At 70.6% G+C, this 21,618-nt stretch carries 19 protein-coding genes; 11 read left to right on the top strand and 8 right to left on the bottom strand.

Features of this window, described 5'->3' with window-relative positions; all coding sequences use genetic code 11:
* Positions 1-44 precede the first annotated feature (44 nt).
* The 4 genes from VNR19_RS05440 to VNR19_RS05425 form a co-directional block, all read right to left on the bottom strand.
* On the bottom strand, positions 45-1,517 hold the full coding sequence (locus VNR19_RS05440) for an ABC transporter permease (protein WP_325724676.1): 1,473 nt from the start codon (positions 1,515-1,517) through the stop codon (positions 45-47).
* Entirely contained in the window at positions 1,514-2,311 is a 798-nt protein-coding gene (locus tag VNR19_RS05435) for an ABC transporter ATP-binding protein (protein ID WP_325724674.1), read from the bottom strand. Before VNR19_RS05435 ends, VNR19_RS05440 begins: the two co-directional genes overlap by 4 nt.
* Positions 2,312-2,432: 121 nt before the next feature.
* Entirely contained in the window at positions 2,433-3,086 is a 654-nt protein-coding gene (locus VNR19_RS05430; RefSeq protein ID WP_325724672.1) for a response regulator transcription factor, read from the bottom strand.
* Positions 3,083-4,261 (bottom strand): sensor histidine kinase, encoded by a 1,179-nt coding sequence (locus tag VNR19_RS05425; protein ID WP_325724670.1) that lies wholly within the window; start codon positions 4,259-4,261, stop codon positions 3,083-3,085. Before VNR19_RS05425 ends, VNR19_RS05430 begins: the two co-directional genes overlap by 4 nt.
* Positions 4,262-4,390: 129 nt before the next feature.
* Here VNR19_RS05425 and VNR19_RS05420 point away from each other — a divergent pair, with 129 nt between their 5' ends.
* From VNR19_RS05420 to VNR19_RS05385, 8 genes are all read left to right on the top strand, one after another.
* Entirely contained in the window at positions 4,391-5,239 is an 849-nt protein-coding gene (locus tag VNR19_RS05420) for a nitrilase-related carbon-nitrogen hydrolase (RefSeq protein WP_325724666.1), read from the top strand.
* Positions 5,240-5,428: 189 nt separating this feature from the next.
* Entirely contained in the window at positions 5,429-6,865 is a 1,437-nt protein-coding gene (hydA, locus tag VNR19_RS05415; protein WP_325724664.1) for a dihydropyrimidinase, read from the top strand.
* 40 nt (positions 6,866-6,905) lie between these two features.
* On the top strand, positions 6,906-7,922 hold the full coding sequence (locus VNR19_RS05410) for a TIGR03842 family LLM class F420-dependent oxidoreductase (RefSeq protein WP_325724662.1): 1,017 nt from the start codon (positions 6,906-6,908) through the stop codon (positions 7,920-7,922).
* Between the two features lie 69 nt (positions 7,923-7,991).
* Positions 7,992-9,326, top strand: coding sequence for an aspartate aminotransferase family protein (locus VNR19_RS05405; RefSeq protein ID WP_325724660.1), 1,335 nt, complete (start codon positions 7,992-7,994; stop codon positions 9,324-9,326).
* Positions 9,327-9,359: 33 nt separating this feature from the next.
* Positions 9,360-10,892, top strand: coding sequence for a CoA-acylating methylmalonate-semialdehyde dehydrogenase (locus VNR19_RS05400; protein WP_325724658.1), 1,533 nt, complete (start codon positions 9,360-9,362; stop codon positions 10,890-10,892).
* A gap of 131 nt (positions 10,893-11,023) precedes the next feature.
* On the top strand, positions 11,024-11,494 hold the full coding sequence (locus VNR19_RS05395) for a DUF6069 family protein (protein ID WP_325724656.1): 471 nt from the start codon (positions 11,024-11,026) through the stop codon (positions 11,492-11,494).
* Positions 11,491-12,609: a sensor histidine kinase gene (locus VNR19_RS05390; RefSeq protein WP_325724654.1), complete on the top strand. Its 1,119-nt coding sequence runs from the start codon at positions 11,491-11,493 to the stop codon at positions 12,607-12,609. Before VNR19_RS05395 ends, VNR19_RS05390 begins: the two co-directional genes overlap by 4 nt.
* A complete protein-coding gene (locus VNR19_RS05385; RefSeq protein WP_325724652.1) occupies positions 12,606-13,208 on the top strand; it encodes a response regulator transcription factor in 603 nt (200 codons plus the stop codon). The genes VNR19_RS05390 and VNR19_RS05385 overlap by 4 nt, the downstream gene beginning before the upstream one ends.
* A gap of 57 nt (positions 13,209-13,265) precedes the next feature.
* On the opposite strand, the gene VNR19_RS05380 is transcribed toward VNR19_RS05385, so the two are convergent.
* Together VNR19_RS05380 and VNR19_RS05375 are read right to left on the bottom strand one after the other, a co-directional pair.
* Positions 13,266-14,321: a diacylglycerol/lipid kinase family protein gene (locus VNR19_RS05380; RefSeq protein WP_325724650.1), complete on the bottom strand. Its 1,056-nt coding sequence runs from the start codon at positions 14,319-14,321 to the stop codon at positions 13,266-13,268.
* 20 nt (positions 14,322-14,341) lie between these two features.
* Positions 14,342-14,788 carry an Lrp/AsnC family transcriptional regulator gene (locus tag VNR19_RS05375; protein WP_325724648.1) on the bottom strand — a complete coding sequence of 149 codons (447 nt, stop codon included), beginning with the start codon at positions 14,786-14,788 and terminating at the stop codon, positions 14,342-14,344.
* 77 nt (positions 14,789-14,865) lie between these two features.
* Between VNR19_RS05375 and VNR19_RS05370 the strand changes: the two genes are divergently transcribed.
* Together VNR19_RS05370 and VNR19_RS05365 are read left to right on the top strand one after the other, a co-directional pair.
* Positions 14,866-16,284, top strand: coding sequence for a DUF6421 family protein (locus tag VNR19_RS05370; protein ID WP_325724647.1), 1,419 nt, complete (start codon positions 14,866-14,868; stop codon positions 16,282-16,284).
* Entirely contained in the window at positions 16,277-16,948 is a 672-nt protein-coding gene (locus VNR19_RS05365) for an SDR family NAD(P)-dependent oxidoreductase (protein ID WP_325724645.1), read from the top strand. Before VNR19_RS05370 ends, VNR19_RS05365 begins: the two co-directional genes overlap by 8 nt.
* 47 nt (positions 16,949-16,995) lie before the next feature.
* Here the strand turns inward: VNR19_RS05365 and VNR19_RS05360 are convergent, their stop codons facing one another.
* Positions 16,996-18,561: an MFS transporter gene (locus VNR19_RS05360; RefSeq protein ID WP_414684120.1), complete on the bottom strand. Its 1,566-nt coding sequence runs from the start codon at positions 18,559-18,561 to the stop codon at positions 16,996-16,998.
* 69 nt (positions 18,562-18,630) lie between these two features.
* Here VNR19_RS05360 and VNR19_RS05355 point away from each other — a divergent pair, with 69 nt between their 5' ends.
* Positions 18,631-19,704 carry a threonine aldolase family protein gene (locus tag VNR19_RS05355; RefSeq protein ID WP_325724643.1) on the top strand — a complete coding sequence of 358 codons (1,074 nt, stop codon included), beginning with the start codon at positions 18,631-18,633 and terminating at the stop codon, positions 19,702-19,704.
* A gap of 68 nt (positions 19,705-19,772) precedes the next feature.
* Here the strand turns inward: VNR19_RS05355 and VNR19_RS05350 are convergent, their stop codons facing one another.
* Positions 19,773-21,509, bottom strand: a complete 1,737-nt coding sequence (locus tag VNR19_RS05350) for a DivIVA domain-containing protein (RefSeq protein ID WP_325724642.1) — start codon at positions 21,507-21,509, stop codon at positions 19,773-19,775.
* Positions 21,510-21,618: the final 109 nt, after the last annotated feature.

Below are 21,618 nucleotides of genomic sequence, written 5' to 3'. Positions count from 1 at the left end.
ATGCCCCGGCCGAAGCCCGAGGCCGGGGCATCCGTCTCCCTCGCTTACTCCGCGAGCGCCTCGACCGGCGCGACGCGGGTCGCGAGCCGCGTGGGAACGACCGCGGCCACGAGGGTGAGCACGATCGTCCCGACGACGATCGTGAGGACCGGCCACAGCGGTATGGCCGGAGCCACGAAGTTGGCGATGCGCGGAACGTCCGGGTCGACCGGAACCGAGCCGAGCAGCGACTGCGCACCGGCCCAGCCGTAGACGATCCCGAGCACGAGCCCCGTCACGAGAGCGGTGATCGTGAGGTGGGCGGCCTCGAGCAGCACGACGCGGCGCACCTGGCCGTTCGAGAGCCCGAGCGCGCGCAGGAGGCCGAGTTCGCGTCGGCGCTGCACGATGCCGAGGGTCAGCAGGTTCACGAGGCCGACCGCGGCGATGACCGCCGACACCGCGACGATCGCCATCATCACCGCGGCGAACGAGTCGATGATCGTCGTCATCTCGGAGGGCAGCTCGCCGCCCGCGGACTTCGTGAGGACCGCCTTCACGCTCTCGAGCGCCACCGCGAACATCGTCACGAGGGTCACGCCCATGACCACGCCGATCGCCATGCGGCTCGAGCGCTCGGGGTAGCGCAGCGCGTTTTCGGCTGCGAGGCGCGCGACCGCGGTGCGGCCGAACGCGCGGCCGACCAGCCGCAGCGCCGGCGGCATCACGAGCGTCGCGCCGAGCGCGATGCCGGTGAACGACAGGATCCCGCCGACGAACGCGATGAGGATGCCGAAGATCGACACGAGGCCCGCCGCGATGCCGAGCGCGAGCAGCCCGCCCCCGATGATCACGAGCACGAGCGCGACGACGTTGCGCCCGCTGCGCTTCGCGATGCGCTCGTGCGTCGCCTCGACCGACCCTCCGAGCGCCTGCAGCGGCGTCACCGTGAGCACACGACGCGAGCCGGCCCACGCGGCGGCCCACGTCGTGAGGGCGACGACAGCCGCGGGCACGAGGAGCACCGCCTGGACGACGTTGTACTCGACGCCCGACAGCCCGAGGAGCTGCGTCATGATCGCGACGCCGGCCGCCGACAGCGCGGTGCCGGCCACGAGTCCCGCGAACGCTCCGATGATCCCCACCACGAGCCCCTGGCGCGCGATCTCGGCGCGCTGCGAGCGTGCCGACGCGCCGATGAGGCGCAGCAGCGCGATGCGTCGCGTGCGGCCGGCCACGACGGTCGAGAAGGTGTTCGCCGTGACGATCGACGCGACGTAGACCGCGACCGCGACGAGCAGCACCGCGAGCATCGCGATGACGGCCGCGAGCGTGCCGCTGCCGCCGATGTACGGGTCCGCCTGCAGCATCGCGCCGATGAAGCCCGTCGCCGAGATGAGCACGACGCCGAACGCCGTGGAGATCGCCGACACGAGGATGCTCGCACCCATGCCGCGGTCGCGCAGCCACGAGAGCGACCCGGATGCCGCGGCCTGCGGCATCCGCTGCGCGACGTCGGCGGTGGCGACGGCGGTCACGCGCCCACCTCCTCGACGAGCGGCGCCGAAGCGGTCGTGCCGAGCTCGGACGCGAGCATGTAGGCCGAGATCTCCTCGGCCGTCTGACGCGGCTTGTCGGCGACGATGCGCCCGTCGCCGAGGAACAGCACACGATCGGCGTGCGCCGCCGCGACCGGGTCGTGCGTCACCATCGCGATCGACTGGCCGTGCTCGCGGCTCGCCTGCGCGAGGAGCGCGAGCACCTCGCGCCCCGAGCGCGAGTCGAGGTTGCCGGTCGGCTCGTCGGCGAACACGAGGTCGGGCGCGGTCGCGAGGGCCCGCGCGATCGCGACGCGCTGCTGCTGGCCGCCGCTCATCTCGTGCGGGCGGTGGTTCAGCCGCGGGCGCAGCCCGAGCGAGTCGATGAGCCCGTCGATGCGCGCCCGCTCGAGCGCCGACGGCGTGCGGCCGTCGAGGTCGAACGGCAGCAGGATGTTGCCCAGGGCGTCGAGCGTCGGCACGAGGTTGAACGACTGGAACACGAACCCGACGCGCCGGCGGCGGAGGATCGTGAGCTCGAGGTCGGAGAGGCCGGTGATGTCGGTGTCGCCGATCCACGCGCGACCGCTCGTCGGGGCGTCGAGGCCCGCCATGAGGTGCATGAGGGTGGACTTTCCCGAACCGGACGGACCCATGATGGCGGTGAACTCGCCGCGACGGATGCCGACGCTCACGTCGTCCAGGGCGCGCACCGCGCCCGCGCCCGAGCCGTAGGTCTTGGTGACGTTCTGCACCCGGGCGGCGAGGCCCAGGTCTGTCGAGGTGATGTGCATGTCTGCGACGCTACGGATGCCGGTGGGGCGGCCGCGTCGGCCCGGAGAGGCATCCGCGTACATCGGAAGGATGATCTCTGATCCACCCGGACGCTGAGCGAGCGCGCAGCGAGGCGAAGCGCTACGCGAGCCCGTGCTCGTACGCGAAGACGACGAGCTGCACACGGTCGCGCAGTCCGAGCTTCGTGAGGATGCGGCTGATGTGCGTCTTGACCGTCGCCTCCGACAGGAACTCGCGTGCCGCGATCTCGGCGTTCGACAGCCCCCGCGCCGCGAGCGCGAAGATCTCGCGCTCGCGCTCGGTGAGGTCGGTGTACTCCCGCGGGGGCGCGCTCTGCGCGGGTGCCGAGAAGTGCGCGAAGAGCTCGCGCGTGGCCGACGCGGCGATGACCGCCGACCCCGAGTGCACGGTGCGGATCGCCGCGAGCAGGAACTCCGGTTCGGCGTCCTTGAGGAGGAACCCGCTCGCCCCCTCGCGGATCGCGCGCGCGGCCGCTTCGTCGAGGTCGAACGTCGTGAGCATCACGATGCGCGGCGGGTCGGGGTCGCGCAGCAGCTCGGCGGTGGCCGCGAGGCCGTCCATGACCGGCATCCGGATGTCCATCAGCACGACGTCGGGTCGTGTCGCCCGCACGACCGAGAGCGCCTCGCGCCCGTCGGACGCCTCGCCCACGATCTCGAGGTCGGGCTGCGAGTCGATGAGCATGCGGATGCCGGCGCGGAACAGCGCCTGGTCGTCGACGAGCACCACCCGGATCGTGTTCTCGGCGCTCACGTCGCACCTCCGATCGGCAGCCGCGCGCGCACGACGAAGGCGCCGGCCTCCTCGCCCGCTTCGAGGCTTCCGCCGACGAGCTGCGCACGCTCCCGCATGCCGATGAGCCCATGGCGTCCGCCCGGCGGCGCGTCGGCCGGGACGGTCGCGGCGAGGGGGTTGCGCACGGCGAGGTCGACACGATCCGGATGCCACGACAGCCGCACGTCGACGGGCCCCGTGCCGTGGCGGAGGGCGTTCGTGAGCGCCTCCTGCAGGATGCGGTACACCGCGAGCTGAAGCGCCGCGGGCGGTGCGGCCACGGGCGCGGGATCGACGTCGACGCGCAGCTCGAGGCCCGCCGCGCGCACCTGCGCGTAGAGCTCCTCGAGGTCGGCGAGCGTCGGCTGCGGTCCGTCCGCCTGCGAGTGACGCAGCTGCGTGAGCAGCAGTCGCACGTCGGCGAGGGCCGAGCGCGCGGTGGTGGAGATCGTGCCGAGGGCGGCGGTCGCGGCATCCGGATCGGCCTTCGCGGCGTATCGAGCGCCGTCGGCCTGTGCGATCACGACCGCGAGCGAGTGCGCGACGACGTCGTGCATGTCGCGCGCGATGCGCACGCGCTCCTGCTCCGCGATGGCGTCCGCCTCCGCCCGCTGCTGCGCGAGTCGGTTCTCTCGCGCGCGGATCGCGGTTCGCACGAGCGCGCCGGCGGTCCACGAGAGCATGAGCGCGAACGTGGCGGCGATGTACACGGCGATCGCGACGCTGATGGTCTCCCAGCTGAATCCGCCGCTGCCCGGGCCCGCGTAGAGGTACACGGTCGCCACGAGCGCGCCGCCGAGCGCCGACGCGAGACCGAGCCAGAAGACGCGGTCGGAGCCGTACGCCGCCGCCGCGTACAGCACCGCGAAGACGGCGAAGTCGACGAAGCCCGGGGCCCCGCCCGACCCCATCTGCACGATCGCGGCGGCCCACGCGACGCCGAGCGCGAGCGCGGGCGAGAGGCGTCGCACCGCGAGAGCCGCGGCGAACAGCACGACCACGATCCCGCCCACGACGAGCGACAGCGCGCCGCCCGGCAGCGGCGCGCCCGAGGCGCGCATCGACGAGATCTCGAAGGGCAGCGCGAGCGAGAGGAAGACCAGCGCGATCGCGACGTCGACGATGAGCTGGTACGTCTTCAGCGGGCGGAGCACCATCTCACGCTACGTGAGGCCGCGTGTCGCGGCATCCGCCTCGAGATGTATCCGCACGCGGTCCGGTGCACCTCTTGTCCCGCGACGATGCAGGCTCTACGGTCCACACAAGCGGAGAGAGGAAACACGATGACGACGGTACGTGCGGCGATCTCGCAGACGACCTGGACGGGCGACAAGGAGTCGATGCTCGACAAGCACGAGGGGTTCGCTCGCGACGCCGCGGCGCAGGGGGCTGCGGTCGTGTGCTTCCAGGAGCTGTTCTACGGCCCCTACTTCGGCATCACGCAGGACAAGAAGTACTACCGCTTCGCCGAGCCCGCCGACGGGCCGATCGTGCAGCGGTTCGCTTCCGTCGCGAAGGAGCTCGGGGTCGTCATGGTGCTGCCGATCTACGAGGAGGCGCAGACCGGCGTGTACTACAACACGTCCGTGCTCGTCGATGCCGACGGCGCGATCCTCGGGAAGTACCGCAAGAACCACCTGCCGCACCTCGAGAAGTTCTGGGAGAAGTTCTACTTCCGGCCCGGCAACCTCGGATACCCCGTGTTCGACACCGCCGTCGGCAAGGTCGGGATGTACATCTGCTACGACCGGCACTTCCCCGAAGGGTGGCGCGCGCTCGGCCTCAACGGCGCGCACATCGTGTTCAACCCGAACGCGACCAAGCCCGGACTCTCGAACCGCCTGTGGGAGGTCGAGGGGCCCGCCGCCGCGGTCGCGAACGGCTACTTCGTGCTGCAGCCGAACCGCGTCGGCCGCGAGGACAACGAGTACGGCGACGACGCCGTCGACTTCTACGGCACGAGCCAGGTCATCGACCCGCGCGGCGACTTCGTCGGTGAGCGCGGCTCGAGCGAGCACGAAGAGCTCCTCGTGCGCGATCTGGACATGGACATGGTCCAGGAGATGCGAGACGACTGGCAGTTCTATCGCGACCGCCGCCCCGACACCTACGGCGAGCTCGTCGCCCCATGACATCACCACCGAACGCGGGCCGGATGCTCGTCCCCGCAGCCTGCACCCGCCTCCGCGACAAGCGGAGCGGTGTCAGGGTCGCGGACGCTGGCATCGGGTTCGGCGGGAGCCGACCGAAGGCCGGCGGGGAATGCGTCCGCGACCCTGACACCGCGCAGCAGACGCAACCGACCTAGGAGGAGGACCCACATGCCCACAACACTCATCAAAGGCGGCACCGTCGTCTCCGCCACGGGCCGCAGCGAAGCGGACGTGCTCATCGACGGCGAGACCGTCGCGGCGGTGCTCGCGCCGGGCTCGCAGCTTCTGGGGACGGATGTCGCGGCATCCGTCGACACCGTCGTCGACGCGACCGGCAAGTACGTGATCCCGGGCGGAATCGACGCTCACACGCACATGGAGCTGCCGTTCGGCGGCACCAACGCGTCCGACACGTTCGAGACGGGGACGCGGGCGGCCGCGTGGGGGGGAACGACGACGATCATCGACTTCGCGGTGCAGCGCTACGGCGAACGCGTCGAGGACGGCCTGGCCGCATGGCACGAGAAGGCGCGCGGCAACTGCGCGATCGACTACGGATTCCACCAGATCATCGGCGGGGTGGACGAGGATTCGCTGCGCGCGATGGACTCGCTCATCGACGAGGGTGTCACGAGCTTCAAGCTGTTCATGGCGTATCCGGGCGTCTTCTATTCGGATGACGCGCAGGTGCTCAAGGCGATGCAGAAGTCCGCCGAGACCGGTCTGCTCACGATGATGCACGCCGAGAACGGTCCCGCGATCGACGTGCTCGCGGAGCAGCTCGCCGAGGCGGGCAAGAAGGCGCCGTACTACCACGGCATCGCACGCGCGTGGCAGATGGAGGAGGAGGCGACGCATCGCGCGATCATGCTCGCGAACCTCACGGGCGCGCCGCTGTACGTCGTGCACGTGTCGGCGAAGCAGGCGGTCGAGCAGCTCGCATGGGCGCGCGACCAGGGGCAGAACGTGTTCGGCGAGACCTGTCCGCAATACCTGTACCTGTCGCTCGAGGAGCAGCTCGGCGCGTTCAGCGACGAATGGGGCCAGTTCGAGGGCGCGAAGTGGGTCTGCTCGACGCCGCTGCGCAGCCGCGCCGAGGGCCACCAGGACCACATGTGGCAGGCACTGCGCACGAACGACCTCCAGATGGTCTCCACCGACCACTGCCCGTTCTGCATGAAGGATCAGAAGGAGCTCGGCAAGGACGACTTCCGCGCGATCCCGAACGGCATCGGCGGGGTCGAGCACCGCATGGACCTCATGTACCAGGGCGTCGTCACCGGCAGGATCACGCTCGAGCGCTGGGTCGAGCTCACCTCGACGACACCGGCCCGCATGTTCGGCCTCCACGGCAGGAAGGGCGTCATCCAGCCCGGCGCCGACGCCGACGTCGTCGTGTACGACCCGAACGGCCACACGTCGATCGGGTACGGCAAGACCCACCACATGAACATGGACCACTCCGCGTGGGAGGGCTTCGAGATCGACGGGCACGTCGACACGGTGCTCTCACGCGGCAAGGTCATCGTCGACGGCGGCGAGTATCTCGGACGCGCCGGCGACGGGCAGTTCCTCAAGCGCGGCCTGAGCCAGTACCTGACATGAGCAGCCGGTCGCTGAGCGGCGGAACGGAAGGAGTTCGCTGATGGACTTCGGAGTCGTCCTGCAGACGAACCCGCCCGCGGCGCGCACGGTGCAGTTGGCCAAGCTCGCCGAGGCGCACGGGTTCTCGCACGTGTGGACGTTCGACTCGCACCTGCTGTGGGAGGAGCCGTACGTCATCCACTCGGCGATCCTCGCCGAGACCAACCGCGTCACGGTGGGGCCGTTCGTGACGAACCCCGCGACGCGGGACTGGACGGTGACGGCATCCGTGTTCGCCACCCTCAATGAGATGTACGGCAATCGCACGATCTGCGGCATCGGCCGCGGCGACTCGGCCGTGCGCGTGACGAACGGCAAGCCGACGTCGATGGCCGAGCTGCGCGAATCGATCCACGTGATCCGCGAGCTCGCGAACTCGCGGTCGGTCGAGTACAACGGCGCAACGCTGCAGTTCCCGTGGAGTCGCGGCTCGAAGCTCGAGGTGTGGGTCGCGGCATACGGGCCGATGGCGCTCAAAGCCGCCGGCGAAGCGGGCGACGGCTACATCCTGCAGCTGGCCGACGTCGACATCGCCGCGTGGATGATCAAGACGGTGAAGGATGCCGCCGCGAACGCGGGCCGCGACCCCGACTCGCTCGCCTTCTGCGTCGCCGCGCCGATGTACATCGGCGACGATCTCGCCCACCAGCGCGAGCAGTGCCGGTGGTTCGGGGGGATGGTCGGCAACCACGTCGCCGACATCGTCGCGAAGTACGGCCATCACGGGATCATCCCCGATGCCCTCACCGAGTACATCGATGGCCGCAAGGGCTACGACTACAACACGCACGGGCGCGCTGAGAACGACCACGTCGACTTCGTACCCGACGAGATCGTCGACCGCTTCTGCATCCTCGGCACGGCGGACGAGCACATCGCGAAGCTCAAGGCCCTGTCCGAGCTCGGCGTCACGCAGTTCGCCGGCTACCTGCAGCACGACAACAAAGAGGAGACGCTGCGGGTCTACGGCGAGACGGTGATCCCGGCGCTCACGGAGCACGTGCGGGCCAAGAAGTGACGGAGTACCGGTCGATCGGCGGATGAGAACGGCCTCGACAGGTGCGGGGACCGGCGGGAGGATCGAGACATGAGCACCGAATCCGACACCGCCGTCGACCTGGATGCCGAGGCCCGCCGCATCGACCGCGAGCACGTGTTCCACTCGTGGTCCGCGCAGGCGCATCTCGACCTGCCCGTCATCGCGGGAGGTCAGGGCACGACGGTGTGGGACCACGCAGGCAACCGGATGCTCGACTTCGCGAGTCAGCTCGTGAACGTGAACATCGGGCACCAGCATCCGGCCGTCGTGAAGGCCATCCAGGAGCAGGCGGGCCGGCTCGCGACCATCGGCCCCGCCACGTCGAACCTCACGCGCGGGCGCGCGGCCGAGCGCATCCTCGCGAAGGCCCCCGAAGGCTTCGAGAAGGTCTTCTTCACGAACGGCGGGGCGGATGCCGTCGAGAACGCCATCCGCATGGCGCGGCTGCACACAGGCCGCGACACGGTGCTGTCGACCTACCGCTCGTACCACGGCAACACGGGTGCCGCGATCGTCGCGACGGGCGATTGGCGACGGATGCCGAATCAGTACGCGCGCGGGCACGTGCACTTCTTCGGGCCGTACCTCTACCGCTCGGAGTTCTGGGCGACGACGCCGGAGGAGGAGTCGGAGCGCGCGCTCCACCACCTCGAACGGGTCATCCAGTCCGAGGGACCCCAGACGATCGCCGCCCTGCTGCTCGAATCGGTGCCGGGCACGGCGGGGATCCTCGTGCCGCCGCCCGGGTATCTCGCCGGGGTGCGGGCGCTCGCCGACAAGTACGACATCGTGCTCATCCTCGATGAGGTGATGGCGGGCTTCGGCCGTACGGGCAGGTGGTTCGCCTTCCAGGGGTACGACGTCGTCCCCGACCTCATCACGTTCGCGAAGGGCGTCAACTCCGGATACGTGCCGGTGGGCGGCGTCATCATCTCGGAGCCCATCGCGAAGACGTTCGACGAGCGCGTGTTCCCCGGCGGGCTCACGTACTCGGGGCATCCGCTCGCCGCCGCCTCCATCATCGGCGCCCTCGACGCGATGGAGAGCGAGGGCATCGTCGACAACGCGCGCCGCGTCGGCGCCGACGCGATCGGCCCGGGCCTTCGGGAGCTGCAGGCGAAGCATCCGCTGATCGGCGAGGTGCGCGGCGAGGGGGTCTTCTGGGCGATGGAGCTCGTGCGCGATCGTGAGACGCGCGAACCTGTCGGCGCCGACGTCATCGGACGGCTCAAGAAGGAGCTCGTCGCGAGGGGACTGCTCCCCTTCGCCGCCGAGAACCGCATCCACGTGGTCCCGCCCTGCGTCGTGACCCCCGAAGAGGTCGCCCAGGCGATGTCGATCTACGATGAGGCTCTGGGCGTCGTCGAAGCGGACGAGCTCTGAAGTCCCCACGAGGGCAGTTTCAAGGAGGAGACCATGACCGACACCACGACTCTGGAGCGGACCGCCGAGTCCGCGACCACGATCCTCGACCACTGGGTCGGGGGGTCCACCTGGACCGGTGAGTCCGAGCGTACGGGGCCCGTGTTCAACCCGGCGCAGGGCCGCGTGCAGAAGGAGGTGCGCCTCGCCTCGTCCGCCGACGTCGATGCGGCTGTCGCCGTCGCCACCGGCGCGTGGACCCAGTGGCGCGACACCTCGATCGCGAAGCGCCAGGCGGTCATGTTCCAGTTCCGCGAGCTGCTCAACGCCCGCAAGAACGAGCTCGCCGAGATCCTCACCGCGGAGCACGGCAAGGTGCTCTCCGATGCGCTCGGAGAGATCGCGCGCGGCATGGAGGTCGTCGAGTTCGCGTGCGGCCTCGGCCACCTCACGAAGGGCGCGTACTCCGAGAACGTCTCGACGGGCATCGACGTCTACACCCTGCGCCAGCCGCTCGGCGTCGTGGGCATCATCAGCCCCTTCAACTTCCCGGCCATGGTGCCGCTGTGGTTCTTCTCGATCGCGCTCGCGGCGGGCAACGCCGTCGTGTTGAAGCCCTCTGAGAAGGACCCGACCGCCGCGAACTGGATGGCCGCTCTCCTCAAGGAGGCGGGGCTCCCCGACGGCGTGCTCAACGTCGTGCACGGAGACAAGGAGGCCGTGGACCGCCTGCTCGAGCATCCCGACGTGAAGGCGATATCGTTCGTCGGCTCGACGCCTATCGCGAAGTACGTGTACGAGAACGCGACGCGCAACGGCAAGCGCGTGCAGGCGCTCGGCGGCGCGAAGAACCACATGCTCGTGCTGCCGGACGCAGACCTCGACCTCGCCGCCGACGCGGCCGTCAACGCGGGCTTCGGCTCGGCCGGCGAGCGCTGCATGGCGATCTCGGTCGTGCTCGCGGTCGACACGATCGCCGACGAGCTCGTCGAGAAGATCTCGCAGCGCATGGCGACGCTCAAGATCGGCGACGGCATGCGCTCGTGCGACATGGGTCCGCTCATCACCGGCCAGCACCGCGACAAGGTCGCGTCGTACATCGACGTGGCGAAGCAGGACGGCGCATCCGTCGTCGTCGACGGCCGCGGCGTCGACGTCGACGGCGACCCCGACGGCTTCTGGCTGGGCCCGACCCTCATCGACAAGGTGCCCACGGAATCGTCGGTGTACAGGGACGAGATCTTCGGCCCCGTGCTGTCGGTCGTGCGGGTCGAGGGCTACGAGGACGGCCTCGACATCATCAACTCGAGCCCGTACGGCAACGGCACGGCGATCTTCACGAACGACGGCGGCGCGGCACGCCGCTTCCAGCGCGAGGCGACCGTCGGCATGATCGGCATCAACGTGCCGATCCCCGTGCCGGTCGCGTACCACTCGTTCGGCGGCTGGAAGGCTTCGCTCTTCGGCGACGCGAAGGCGTACGGCCCCCACGGGTTCGAGTTCTTCACGGCCGAGAAGGCCGTCACGTCGCGCTGGCTGGACCCGTCGCACGGCGGCCTGAACCTGGGCTTCCCGCAGCACGACTGACAGCGAGGACGATGTGCCGGATGCCGCGGCCGCGCGCGCCGCGTCGCACGCGGCATCCGGGACATTCGTCCTGCCCGATCGAGGATCGACGGCTCTGCCGCCTCGCCTGAGCCGGCCGTAGCGTCGAGCGCATGTTCACTCGTCGCCGAATCATCCGTCTGCTGACCATCCCCGCCGCGGCGGTCGCGGCCCTCATCGTGTGGCTCATCGAGGTGCCCGTGCTGGGCATCGAGCTCGAAGCCATGACCGGCGCGGGCTCCCCCATGACGGTCGGCGCCGTCGTGGCCGCGGGCGTCGCCGGCTTCGCGGCGGTCCCCGCGTGGCTCGTGCTCGCGGCGTTCGAGAAGTGGACGCGGCATCCGGGGCGCTGGTTCGTCATCACGGCCGCCGCGTTCCTCGTCGTCTCGCTCGCCGGTCCCCTCGGCGGCACGTCGCCGGCCGCGGTCGCCGGCCTCGCCGCCCTGCACATCGTCACCGCGGTCACGATCACGGGCGGGCTGCTCGGTTCGCGGACCGTAGGCCCCGTTGGCGACGTGGGCGCCGCGGGCGACGCCGCCGCGACTCCGGCCGAGGGCGCGGTAGCCTACGGCGACGGGAGGTGATCGCGATCGGCGCAGGCGCGGACGACTTCCGACTGCGGGCGTTCCGCTGGATGGCGCGGCACCGCTGGGGGTGGATCGTCTCGATCTGGACGCCCGTGCTCATGATCGGGCCGCTCATCGCGACGGTCCAGGATCCGTCTCCCGTGGGCATCATCGCGCTCGTCGCGATCCCCGCGCTGTTCGCCGGCTTCGTGTGGCTCGCGATCGAGACGTCGGCGTGGACGCTGCGCGTCATCCGTCCCGTGACCCTCACCGCCCTCGTCGGCGCGTGCGCGGCGGTGGTACCGGCGGAGGGCGACGGCTGGATCTCGGCGTGGGGCTTCACAGGCGTCGCGGCCGCGATCGGCTTCCCCGCGCTCGGCAGCGCCATCACGCTCGTCTCCGCGGCGGTCGTCGCGGGTGTGACGACCGCGCTGGCGGCGTCGCATGCGATCGTGGCGGCGAGCGCGACGGTGCTGTTCACCGGCGTGGGTGCGTTCGTCATCCAGCAGCTCGCCGTGAGCAACGCCGAGCTCGAGCGAACACGGCGACTGCTCGCGCGCTCCGCCGTCGAGGAGGAGCGCCTGCGCTTCGCGCGGGACCTGCACGACGTGGCGGGCCACACGCTGTCGGTCATCGTCGTGAAAGCCGAGACGGCCAGACGACTGGCGCCGACGGACCCGGATGCCGCAGCCGAGCACGCCGCCGACATCGAGCGCCTCGGGCGCGACGCTCTGCGGGAGCTGCGCACGGCGGTCGCAGGCTACCGGCGGTCGTCGCTCGACGCCGAGCTCGAGAGGGCCCGCACGTCGCTCGCATCGCGGGGCGTGGACCTCGCCGTGCGCAAGGACGCCGGCGGCCTGGACGCCGAGATCGACGCGCTGTTCGGGTCGGTCGTGCTCGAGGCGTCGACGAACCTCCTGCGTCACGCGCAGCGCGCGACGGTGTGCCGCGTGACCGTGGTGGCGGAGCCGTCTCGGGCCTCGATCGAGGTCGAGGACGACGGTGTGGCACCCGCGCCCGTGCGGGAGGGCACAGGCCTCACCGGCTTGCGCGAGCGCGTGCGGCGGCTCGGCGGCGACCTCGTCGTCGAGGCGGACGGCGGCTTCCGCGTGCGAGCGGAGGTGCCCGCGTGAGGGTCCTCATCGCCGAGGACCAGGCGTTGCTGCGCACCGCCCTCGCGACGCTCCTCGAGCTCGAGGGCGACATCGAGATCGTCGCGCAGGTCGAGCGCGGCGACGACATCCTGCCGACGGCGGAACGCACGCGACCCGACATGGCGCTCCTCGACATCGAGCTGCCCGGCCGGAGCGGGCTCGACGTCATCCCCGATCTGCGGCGCGCAGCGCCCGATTGCCATGTCGTCGTGCTCACGACGTTCGCGCGGCCGGGCTACCTCCAGCGCGCGCTGCAACTCGGTGCTCGCGGCTTCCTGCTCAAAGACGCCCCCGCGACGCACCTCGCCGCGCAGCTGCGGTCCGTCGCCGCGGGCTCGATCGTCGTGGACCCGGACTTCGCGACGACCGCGCTGCGCGCCGAGCCGAACCCGCTCACCGAGCGCGAACGCGAAGTGCTGCGCGCGTGCGAGGGCGGGGCGTCGATCGCGTCCATCGCGTCGCTGCTGCACCTGTCGCGAAGCACGGTGCGCAACCACCTCTCCGCCGCGATCGGCAAGACCGGCACAGCGAACCGGATCGAGGCCGCCGTGCTCGCGCGCGAGCGGGGGTGGCTGTGAGGCGCCGAGTCGGCCCTTCGTCTCGTCGCTGCGCTCCTCGCTCAGGGTCCTGGTGCCTCACCGCGGTCGCTGAGCGAGCGGCTGCCTCACCCCGGTCGCTGGGCGAGCGCAGCGAGACGAAGCGCCGCACCGCGCCGGCGGCGCACCGCCCTCCGGCGCGTAGACCGTGACGGCGCGCGGCACGACGACGCAGCGCAGTCGGAAGCCGCCCTCGGTCTGCTCCTCCAGCTCCCCGTCGTGCACGAAGACCGACGGGCGTCCCGGCTCTGTGCGCACCGTCATGGCGAACTCGGGCACGACGAGCCGCTCGACATCTGATCGGGGCGGCATGAGTTTCAGCGCGCGCAGGACGGCGGCGGTGCGCTTGCCGAAGGCGAGCGACGCGACCGCCCGCATCCGTGTTCCCCGTGCGTGGTGGATGCGCACGTCGAGCGTCGGGTCGTCCAGATCCTCGCGCTGCATCGTCGCGACCCGCTTCGGGTCGCTCCGCCCCGCACCGACGAACACCGACCACACGCGCGCCCGACGGCCCTCTCGCACGATCGTGAGCGGCTCCGCACTGCGCAGGGCGACCCACGCCGCCACGATGCCGCCGAGCCACTTGCCGAGGTGTGCGCGCCGGCGGTCGCGCTCGTCGATGAGCTCGGGATACGCGCCGATCGAGACGGCGTTGAGCGCGAGAATCGGGGGTGCCTCATCGGCGGTGACCTCGACCGCGCTCACTTCGACGGTCGATACTCTCTCGAGCGCGTCGATCGCGGTCGCGACGTCGACGATCCCCGCGGAGCGCGCGAAGTGGTTGAACGTGCCGCCGGGCATCGCGAGGAGCGGGCGGTCGTGCTTGCGCGCGAGCTCCGCCATGCGCGACACGGATCCGTCGCCGCCGTACACGCCGAGGACCGCGGGCGGCGCATCCGCCCTCATCGCCTCGTCGACGATCTCCGCCATGTCGTCTCCCTCGCCGAGCTCGCGCACGTCGGCGTCGGCGAGCCGCTCGGCGATGAGCTCACCGGGATCGGCGCGGATGACCGCTGTGCCGGATTGTGTGTTGCGCACGATCAGCACCGCGCGGCCGCGAGCAACGGCGGACGGCTCCGGAACGGCAGCGGCCATGAGGCGAGGCTACCGGCCGCTCACGCGGGCAGGATCGGGCGGTTCTCGAAGAAGGTCTGCAGGACGACGGTCGTGCGCGTGTTGACGGAGGCGGCCTGCCGGATCTCGCGGATGAGCCCCTCGAGGTGCCGCGGCGTGGCGACCCGCACGAACAGGATGTAGCTCGCATCGCCCGCGATCGAGTGGCAGGCCTCGATCTCGGGGAGGTGCTCGAGCAGCTCCGGCGCGTTGTCGGGCTGGGCGGGGTCGAGCGGCGTGATCTCGATGAACGCCGACAGCGGCTTGCCGACCGCCTCGGCGTCGACGACAGCCCGGTATCCGGCGATGACGCCGTTGCCCTCGAGCCGCTTCAGTCGGGCCTGCACAGCCGACACCGACAGGCCGACGCGCTCGGAGAGCTGGGCCAGTGTCGCGCGCGCGTCGCGAGACACCTCGGTGATGATCGCCAGATCGACAGGGTCGTCCACGCATGGAAGAATACCGGTTGAGTCCAGCACTCGCCGGAATTCTTACGTCAACGTGTCCTCAGGATCGGAGGTTCCCAGTGTCAACGACAGCGCACAACGCGAAGTCCATCATCGGAGAGCCCGAGGTCGTCGAGGACGCGGCAGGTGTCGAGCGGTCCGCCGCCTGGCTGCGCCTGAAGGACGCGGCCACCGCGTTGCAGGGAATCCAGGCGCAGGACGGCTCCGTCCCGAACGAGTCCGACCACGCCGAGGCACGCACGTTCGTCGAGACGATCGTCGAGGCGATCCGCGAACTCGCCCCGCGCTTCCCCCACGACGCCGAGTATCTCGCCGCGTCGATGCACGACTTCGAGCGGTGGGCCGACAGCGGGTTCGGTGTGCCCGACTTCTACGACTCCCTCGTGGCCTTCCAGCCTCAGCGACACCGGGTCGACGGCATCCGCCATCTCGTCGTGTTCCCGATGTACACCCAGAACGGGTCGCGCAACCGGTACGTCGAGGCCGTCCTCGTCGAGGTGATCTGGCCCGACTTCATCGCGGAGCTCGAGGCCGGCGACTACGGCAACAAGCTGTTCGTTTCGCTGCGGCTCATCGACTTCACGCCGGGCTACGACACGAACTCGGCCGTGCTCTTCCCCGAGACGGTCGCGATGCGCGAGATCCCGACGTTCACGTGGGGCGCGATCTTCCAAGATCGCGAGGCCGCCCGCTACCGCCGCGTCGTCCGCGCGGCCGCCGAGATCACGAAGCTCGACCTGCCCGCCGAGGCCGCGCGCATGCTCGACGACCAGACGCTCGCCGAGAAGACGTTCGTGATGTGGGACATCATCCACGACCGCACGCACATGCGGGGGGACCTGCCGTTCGACCCGTTCATGATCAAGCAGCGGATGCCGTACTTCCTGTACTCGCTCGAAGAGCTGCGCTGCGACCTGACGGCGTTCCGCGAATGCGTCGCGATCGAGAAGCGCCTCTCGACGAGCGACGACCTCACGCCGACCGAGGCGGAGATGCTCGAGCACGCGAAGCTCGTGCAGTACGCGGTCATCTTCGACCGCATCTTCCGGTTCGCGATCACCGGTTCGCGCGTGCGGAATTACGACGGTCTCGGTGGCCAGCTGCTGTTCGCCTGGCTGCACCAGCGCCGCGTGCTGCACTGGACCGACACGGCGCTCGCGTTCGACTGGGACGAGGTCCCCGCGGCCGTCGTAGCCCTCGGCGACGAGATCGACGAGCTGTACTGGCGCTCGATCGACCGCCCCAAGACGGCGCACTGGCTGGCGGCCTACGACCTGGTGCGGTCGGTGCTCGAGCCGAACCCCGCATCGCAATGGGCGCGCGGGCTGCCCGACGAGATCCTCGCCGGCCCGCCGAAGGGCTACACCGACGCGGTGCTCGACGACGAGTTCCCCCTTTCGATGTTCTACGAGGCGCTCGAGAAGAAGATGCGCCCCGTGATCGAGTCGACGTCGGGCATCAGGGGAACCGATGCCTGACACCGGGCGACTGGTGCTCATCGCCGGGGCGACGAGTGCCAGCGGTCTCGCGGCCGCCCGCGCCGTGACGGGGGCGGGTGCGCGGGCGGTCGCGGTCGGCCGCGATGCCGAGAAGCTCGCGCGGCTCGCCGACGCGGTTCCCGGCGTGCGCACCGAGGTGTGCGATCTGACGGATGCCGCGGCCGTCCAGTCCCTCGCCGAGCGCGTGCACGAGGCCGAAGGTCGAATCGACGGCCTGTTCCACCTCGTCGGCGGATGGCGCGGCGGCGGCGGTCTCGCGGGGCAGACCGAGGAGGACTACCGATTCCTCGAGGCATCGTTCACGGCGCTTCGGCACGTGACCCGCGCGTTCGACGACGACCTGCGGGCGTCCGACGCGGGACGCCTCGCGATCGTGTCGTCGACCGCGGTCGCCCGGCCCCTCGCCGGCGGCGCGAACTACGCGGCGGTCAAGGCCGCGAGCGAGGCGTGGACACGTGCCGTCGCGCACGGATTCGCGAAGGCGGCTCGTGATGCCGAGGAGCCGTTGCGTGCAGCGGCCGTGATCTTCCGTGTGAAAGCGCTCGACGGGCTCGAAGACACGGTCGCCGATGCCTTCGTGAAGCTGTGGGACGCCGAGGCGTCGTCGATCAACGACACGGTCATCACGCTGCCGCAGGGCTGAGCGCTGCGCCACGCGGCCTTTCCGCGCTCGACGGCATCCTGGCCGGGCTACGCGCGGCGCTGACCGTCGACCACGCCTCCGATGACGTCCTTCGTCGAGGGCGGACCCACGTCGATCGGCGCGGCGGGAGTGCCGTTGGGCGAGGCATCCGCTTCGCTCTCGGTTGCGGGGTGACCCTCGTCGCCCCCGCCGCCGTCGGATGGCACACTCGTCTCGGCATCGCCGCCGCCCTCTTTCTCCGCCTCGCTCTCAGCGACGCCCTGCTGGTACTCCTCGGAGAGGATGCGGTACGAGGGTGTGAGGAACGCGAGGATCCCGACGGCCACGAGGATGAGCCCCGCGAACAGGAAGACGAGCGCGATGCCGCGGGCCTCGCCCTCACCGAGGATCCAGCCCCACGTCGCACGACCGCTGTCGGAGTCCATGTACGGGATGATGAGGAACTCCGCGATCGGTGCGATGAGGAACGCCGTGATGGGCGCCGTGGCTGACTCGATCGCGGCCGCGAAGCCGAACACCCGGCCCTGCCGACGGAACGGGACGACCTTCTGGATGACGGTCTGCTCGGCCGCCTCGGCAGCCGGGATGATCGCCATGTAGATGTAGATGCCCACGATGTACAGCCACGACCACTCCCGGATCGTGAAGAGCGCGCCGAGCACGCCCATCGTGATGACGACGAGCAGCAGCGTGCGGATCGGGTTCTTGCCCAGACCCCACTTGGCGACGACGAGACCGCCCACGATGAAGCCCGTCGCGGTGATGCCGAGGACGACGCCCCACCACTGCACCGTGAACAGCGTCAGGCCGTACGGGTCCATGAGGGCGATGTACGCGCCGCCGATGAAGTTGTTGAAGATCGAGAACAGGATCAGGGCGAACAGCCCCTTGACCGCGCGGACCGCACGGATGCTGCCGCGGAAGTCGAACGCCTTGGCGCGGTTCTCGCTGGGATCGGGCTGCTCTTCGGGGATGCGGAACGTCAGCAGGTGCAGGAACGCGATCGCCGTGGCCACGAGCGCGATGACGAGCGTCCCGCCCATGCCGAGAAAGCCCACGGAGAGCCCGGAGAACACGCTCGTCACGACGAACGCGACGCCCTGGACGGTGCCGACCATGCCGTTCGCGTTCGCGTGGCGCTCGACGGGCACGAGCAGCGTCACCGTCGTCGAGAGCGCGATGTTGCGCAGGTTCTCGATCACCGCGCCGAACAGGATGATGCCTGTGAACAGCCAGAACCACGGACCGGTGATGTCGACGAGCACCGACTCGGGCTGGGCGAGGTACAGCGCGCCGGCCACGAGGAACGACGCGAGCGTGACGAGGCTCGAGAGGATCATGACGCGCTGCTTGCGGTGGCGGTCGACGAGCGTGCCGAACACCATCGAGAACACCGCCACGAGCAGCATGTAGCTGCCGCCGACGATGCCGGTGGCGAGCACCGACCTCGTCTCGAGGTACACCCAGAACGTCAGCGCGAACCACAGGAAGCTCGTCGTGACGTTCGCCGCGGCGGTGTTGACGAGCACTTGGAAGAACGTGCGCATGCCGTTCGGCGGCGGCACGATCGTTCGCTGTAGACCGGTGGAGAGGCCGGGGGTCTCGGAAGACATGGCGACGAACCTACGCCGCACCTCCGACAGAGGAAACCCCGAGCCCTGCGTCGACTAGATTGGGACCCCGTGACTCCGATCCACGACCCGAGCATCCGCGGCTTCGCCTCCGACAACTACTCCGGCATCCACCCCGAGGTGCTCGCGGCGATCGCCGCCGCGAACGACGGCCATCAGGTCGCGTACGGCGAAGACGTCTACACGGAGCGCCTGCAGGAGGTGTTCGCACACCACTTCGGCGAGGGCGTCGAGGCGTTCCCGGTCTTCAACGGCACGGGCGCCAACGTCACGGGGCTCCAGTCGATGCTCCCGCGGTGGGGCGCGGTCGTGGCGGCCTCGACGGCGCACATCAACGTCGACGAGGGCGGTGCGCCCGAGCGGGTCGCGGGCATCAAGATCCTCAACGTCCCGACCGAGGACGGCAAGCTCACACCGGAGCTCATCGACCGCGAGGCGTGGGGCTGGGGCGACGAGCATCGCGCGCAGCCGCTCGTCGTCTCGATCACGCAGTCGACCGAGCTGGGCACGCTCTACACGCCCGACGAGATCCGCGCGATCGCCGACCACATCCACCCGCTCGGCATGCACCTCCACGTCGACGGCGCGCGCATCGCGAACGCGGCGGCGTCCCTCGACCTCCCGCTGCGCGCGTTCACGCGCGACGTCGGCGTCGACGTCCTGAGCTTCGGCGGCACCAAGAACGGCGCGATGGGCGCCGAGGCGATCGTCGTGCTGAACCCCGAGGCATCCGCCGGCCTCACCTACCTGCGCAAGCTCAACATGCAGCTCTCGTCGAAGATGCGCTTCGTCTCGGCGCAGCTCATCGCACTGCTCGAGGGCGACCTGTGGCTGCGCAACGCCCGTCACTCCAACGCGATGGCGCAGCGCCTGCGCGCCGGCATCGAGGCCGGCCTCGCCGACGGATCGATCCGCGGCGTCGGCTTCACGCAGAAGACGCAGGCCAACGGGGTGTTCGCGACGCTGCCCGACGGGGTCGCCGACCGCCTGCGCGAGTCCTTCCGGTTCTACGACTGGGACGCGTCGCGCAACGAAGTGCGCTGGATGTGCTCGTTCGACACGACCGAGGACGACATCGACGCGTTCCTCGCCGCGATCGCGCGCGAGACCGCGTCGGCGGCCTGAGTCCGTAGGACGACGGATGCCGCGGCCCTCTGGGCGCGCGGCATCCGGTTCGTCCGCTCGAGTGTCGGTCAGGCCGCCGTCTCGTCGCGGTCGCCTTCGTCGGCCTCGCCGGCCTCGTGGTGGTCGTCGGGCTGCTCGCCGTCGGCGGGCTCGTCCTCAGGGTGCACGAGCTGCGCGACCTCGGCGACCTCGACCTCGGACTGCTCCTCGGAGCCCTCCGCGACCTCGCCCTCGGGGTCCTGCTCCTCGGCGGCGGGATCGTCGGCGGACTGCTCCTCGGTCGCGTCGTCCTGCGGCGCGTCGCCCTCGGGCTCGCCGTCGACCGGGGACTCGTCCTGAGGCGCCTCCGCGTGCTCCTCCGCCGCCGCCTCGCCGACGGTCGGCTCCGCCTCGCTCGATCCGTCGTCGGGCTGCCCGAGGTCGCCGAACTCGGCGATGTCGGCGTCGCCGATCGGCATGTCGGGACGGATGAGCTCCTTGACCTCGGCCATGAAGCTCATGAGCTGGTGCTGCTGCCAGCGGAGCTGGCGCGTGCGGTCCTCGGCGTCGCGCAGCACGGCCTGGGAGTGCGCCGTCACGGTCTCGATGATGCGCTCGGCCTTGGCGCGCGCACGGTCGAGCACCTCTCGGGCGCGCAGGTTCGCGTCGGCCTCGAGCTGCTGGGCCTGGGCGCGCATGAGCCGGTCGAAGTCGTCGGCCTTGGCTGCGACGCGCTGCGCGTGCTCGAGCGAAGCGGCCACCTGCTCGTTCGCGTCCTGCGTGATGCGCTCGGCGTGGGCGACGGCCTGGTTGTGGAGCATGAGGAACTCCTGCTGTGCGTCGTCCTGGCGCCGCGTGAGCGACTCCTCGAACTCGAGCGCGCGCATCCGGAGCTCGCGCACCGCCTCCTCGGCCTCGGCGCGCATCTGCGACGTCTCGCGCGCGACCATCGAGCGCAGCGCGGCCGCGCCCTTCTCGGCCTCGCTGCGGATCGCCGCGGCCTCCTGCTCGGCCTGCGACACCTTCTCGGCCGCGTGCGCCGCCTCGCGCTCGAGGCGCGCCTGGTGCGCCATGAGCTCGGTCTCGATGCGCAGTCGCGCCTGCTGGGCGTCGCTCTCGGCCTGCGCACGGATGCCGTCGGCCTCGGCCTGCACTTCGCGACGGCGGTTGACGACCTCCTCGCGCGCGGCCTCGAGCAGGCGGTCGGCCTGGACGCTCGCGTTGCGGATGATCTGGCTGGCCTGCTCCTCGGCGACGCGCAGGATCTCTTCGAACTGCGGGCGGTCGGTCCCCTGGCCGTGCTCGACGAGCTCCTCGGTGAGCGTCGCGACGCGCTGCTCCGCCTTCGCGGCACGGGCGTTCGCGGCGGTGAGCTCGGCCTCGAGGCGCTGGATCGTCTCGCGCGTCTCGTTCGTCGCGCTCGCGACCTCGGTCTGCAGGCGCTGCTCGGCCCTCGCCGCCCGCGCGTTCGCAGCGGTGAGAGCGGCCTTCATCTTCTCGAGCGCGTCGCGCGCGCGATCCTCGGCCTCTTCGAGACGCGCCTCGTACTCCGCCTCGAGCTTCTCGACGGCCTCGCGACTCTGCGAGTTCGCCGCCTCGGTCACCCGGCGGTAGCGCTCCTCGAGGAACGCGATCTCATCGCCTCCGGCGCGAAGACGCGCCGTGAGCCGGGCGATCGCGGCATCGACCTCGTCCTTGTCGTAGCCTCGGAACACCGTCGTGAACGACGTTCCCGTGGCGGGCACGGTGTCACCGCCGATGAGCTCGTCGAACGGGCTCGCCTCGTCGTCGCCTGCCTCGCGGCCCGGCACCTGCTGATCCGACATGTGACTCTCGCTTCTGTTCTGCTGTGGGGGGGGATGAGCGGCGCGCGCCGAGCACGGACGCGCCCACCGCTCGTGGCGCCCAGTGGGTGACGGTGGCCGCGAGCGCGGC

The organism is Microbacterium sp., assembly GCF_035556355.1.
Classification (GTDB): Bacteria; Actinomycetota; Actinomycetes; order Actinomycetales; family Microbacteriaceae; genus Microbacterium.
The sequence above is the reverse complement of the archived record's forward strand: the minus strand, read 5'-3'. Positions and strand labels throughout refer to the sequence as shown.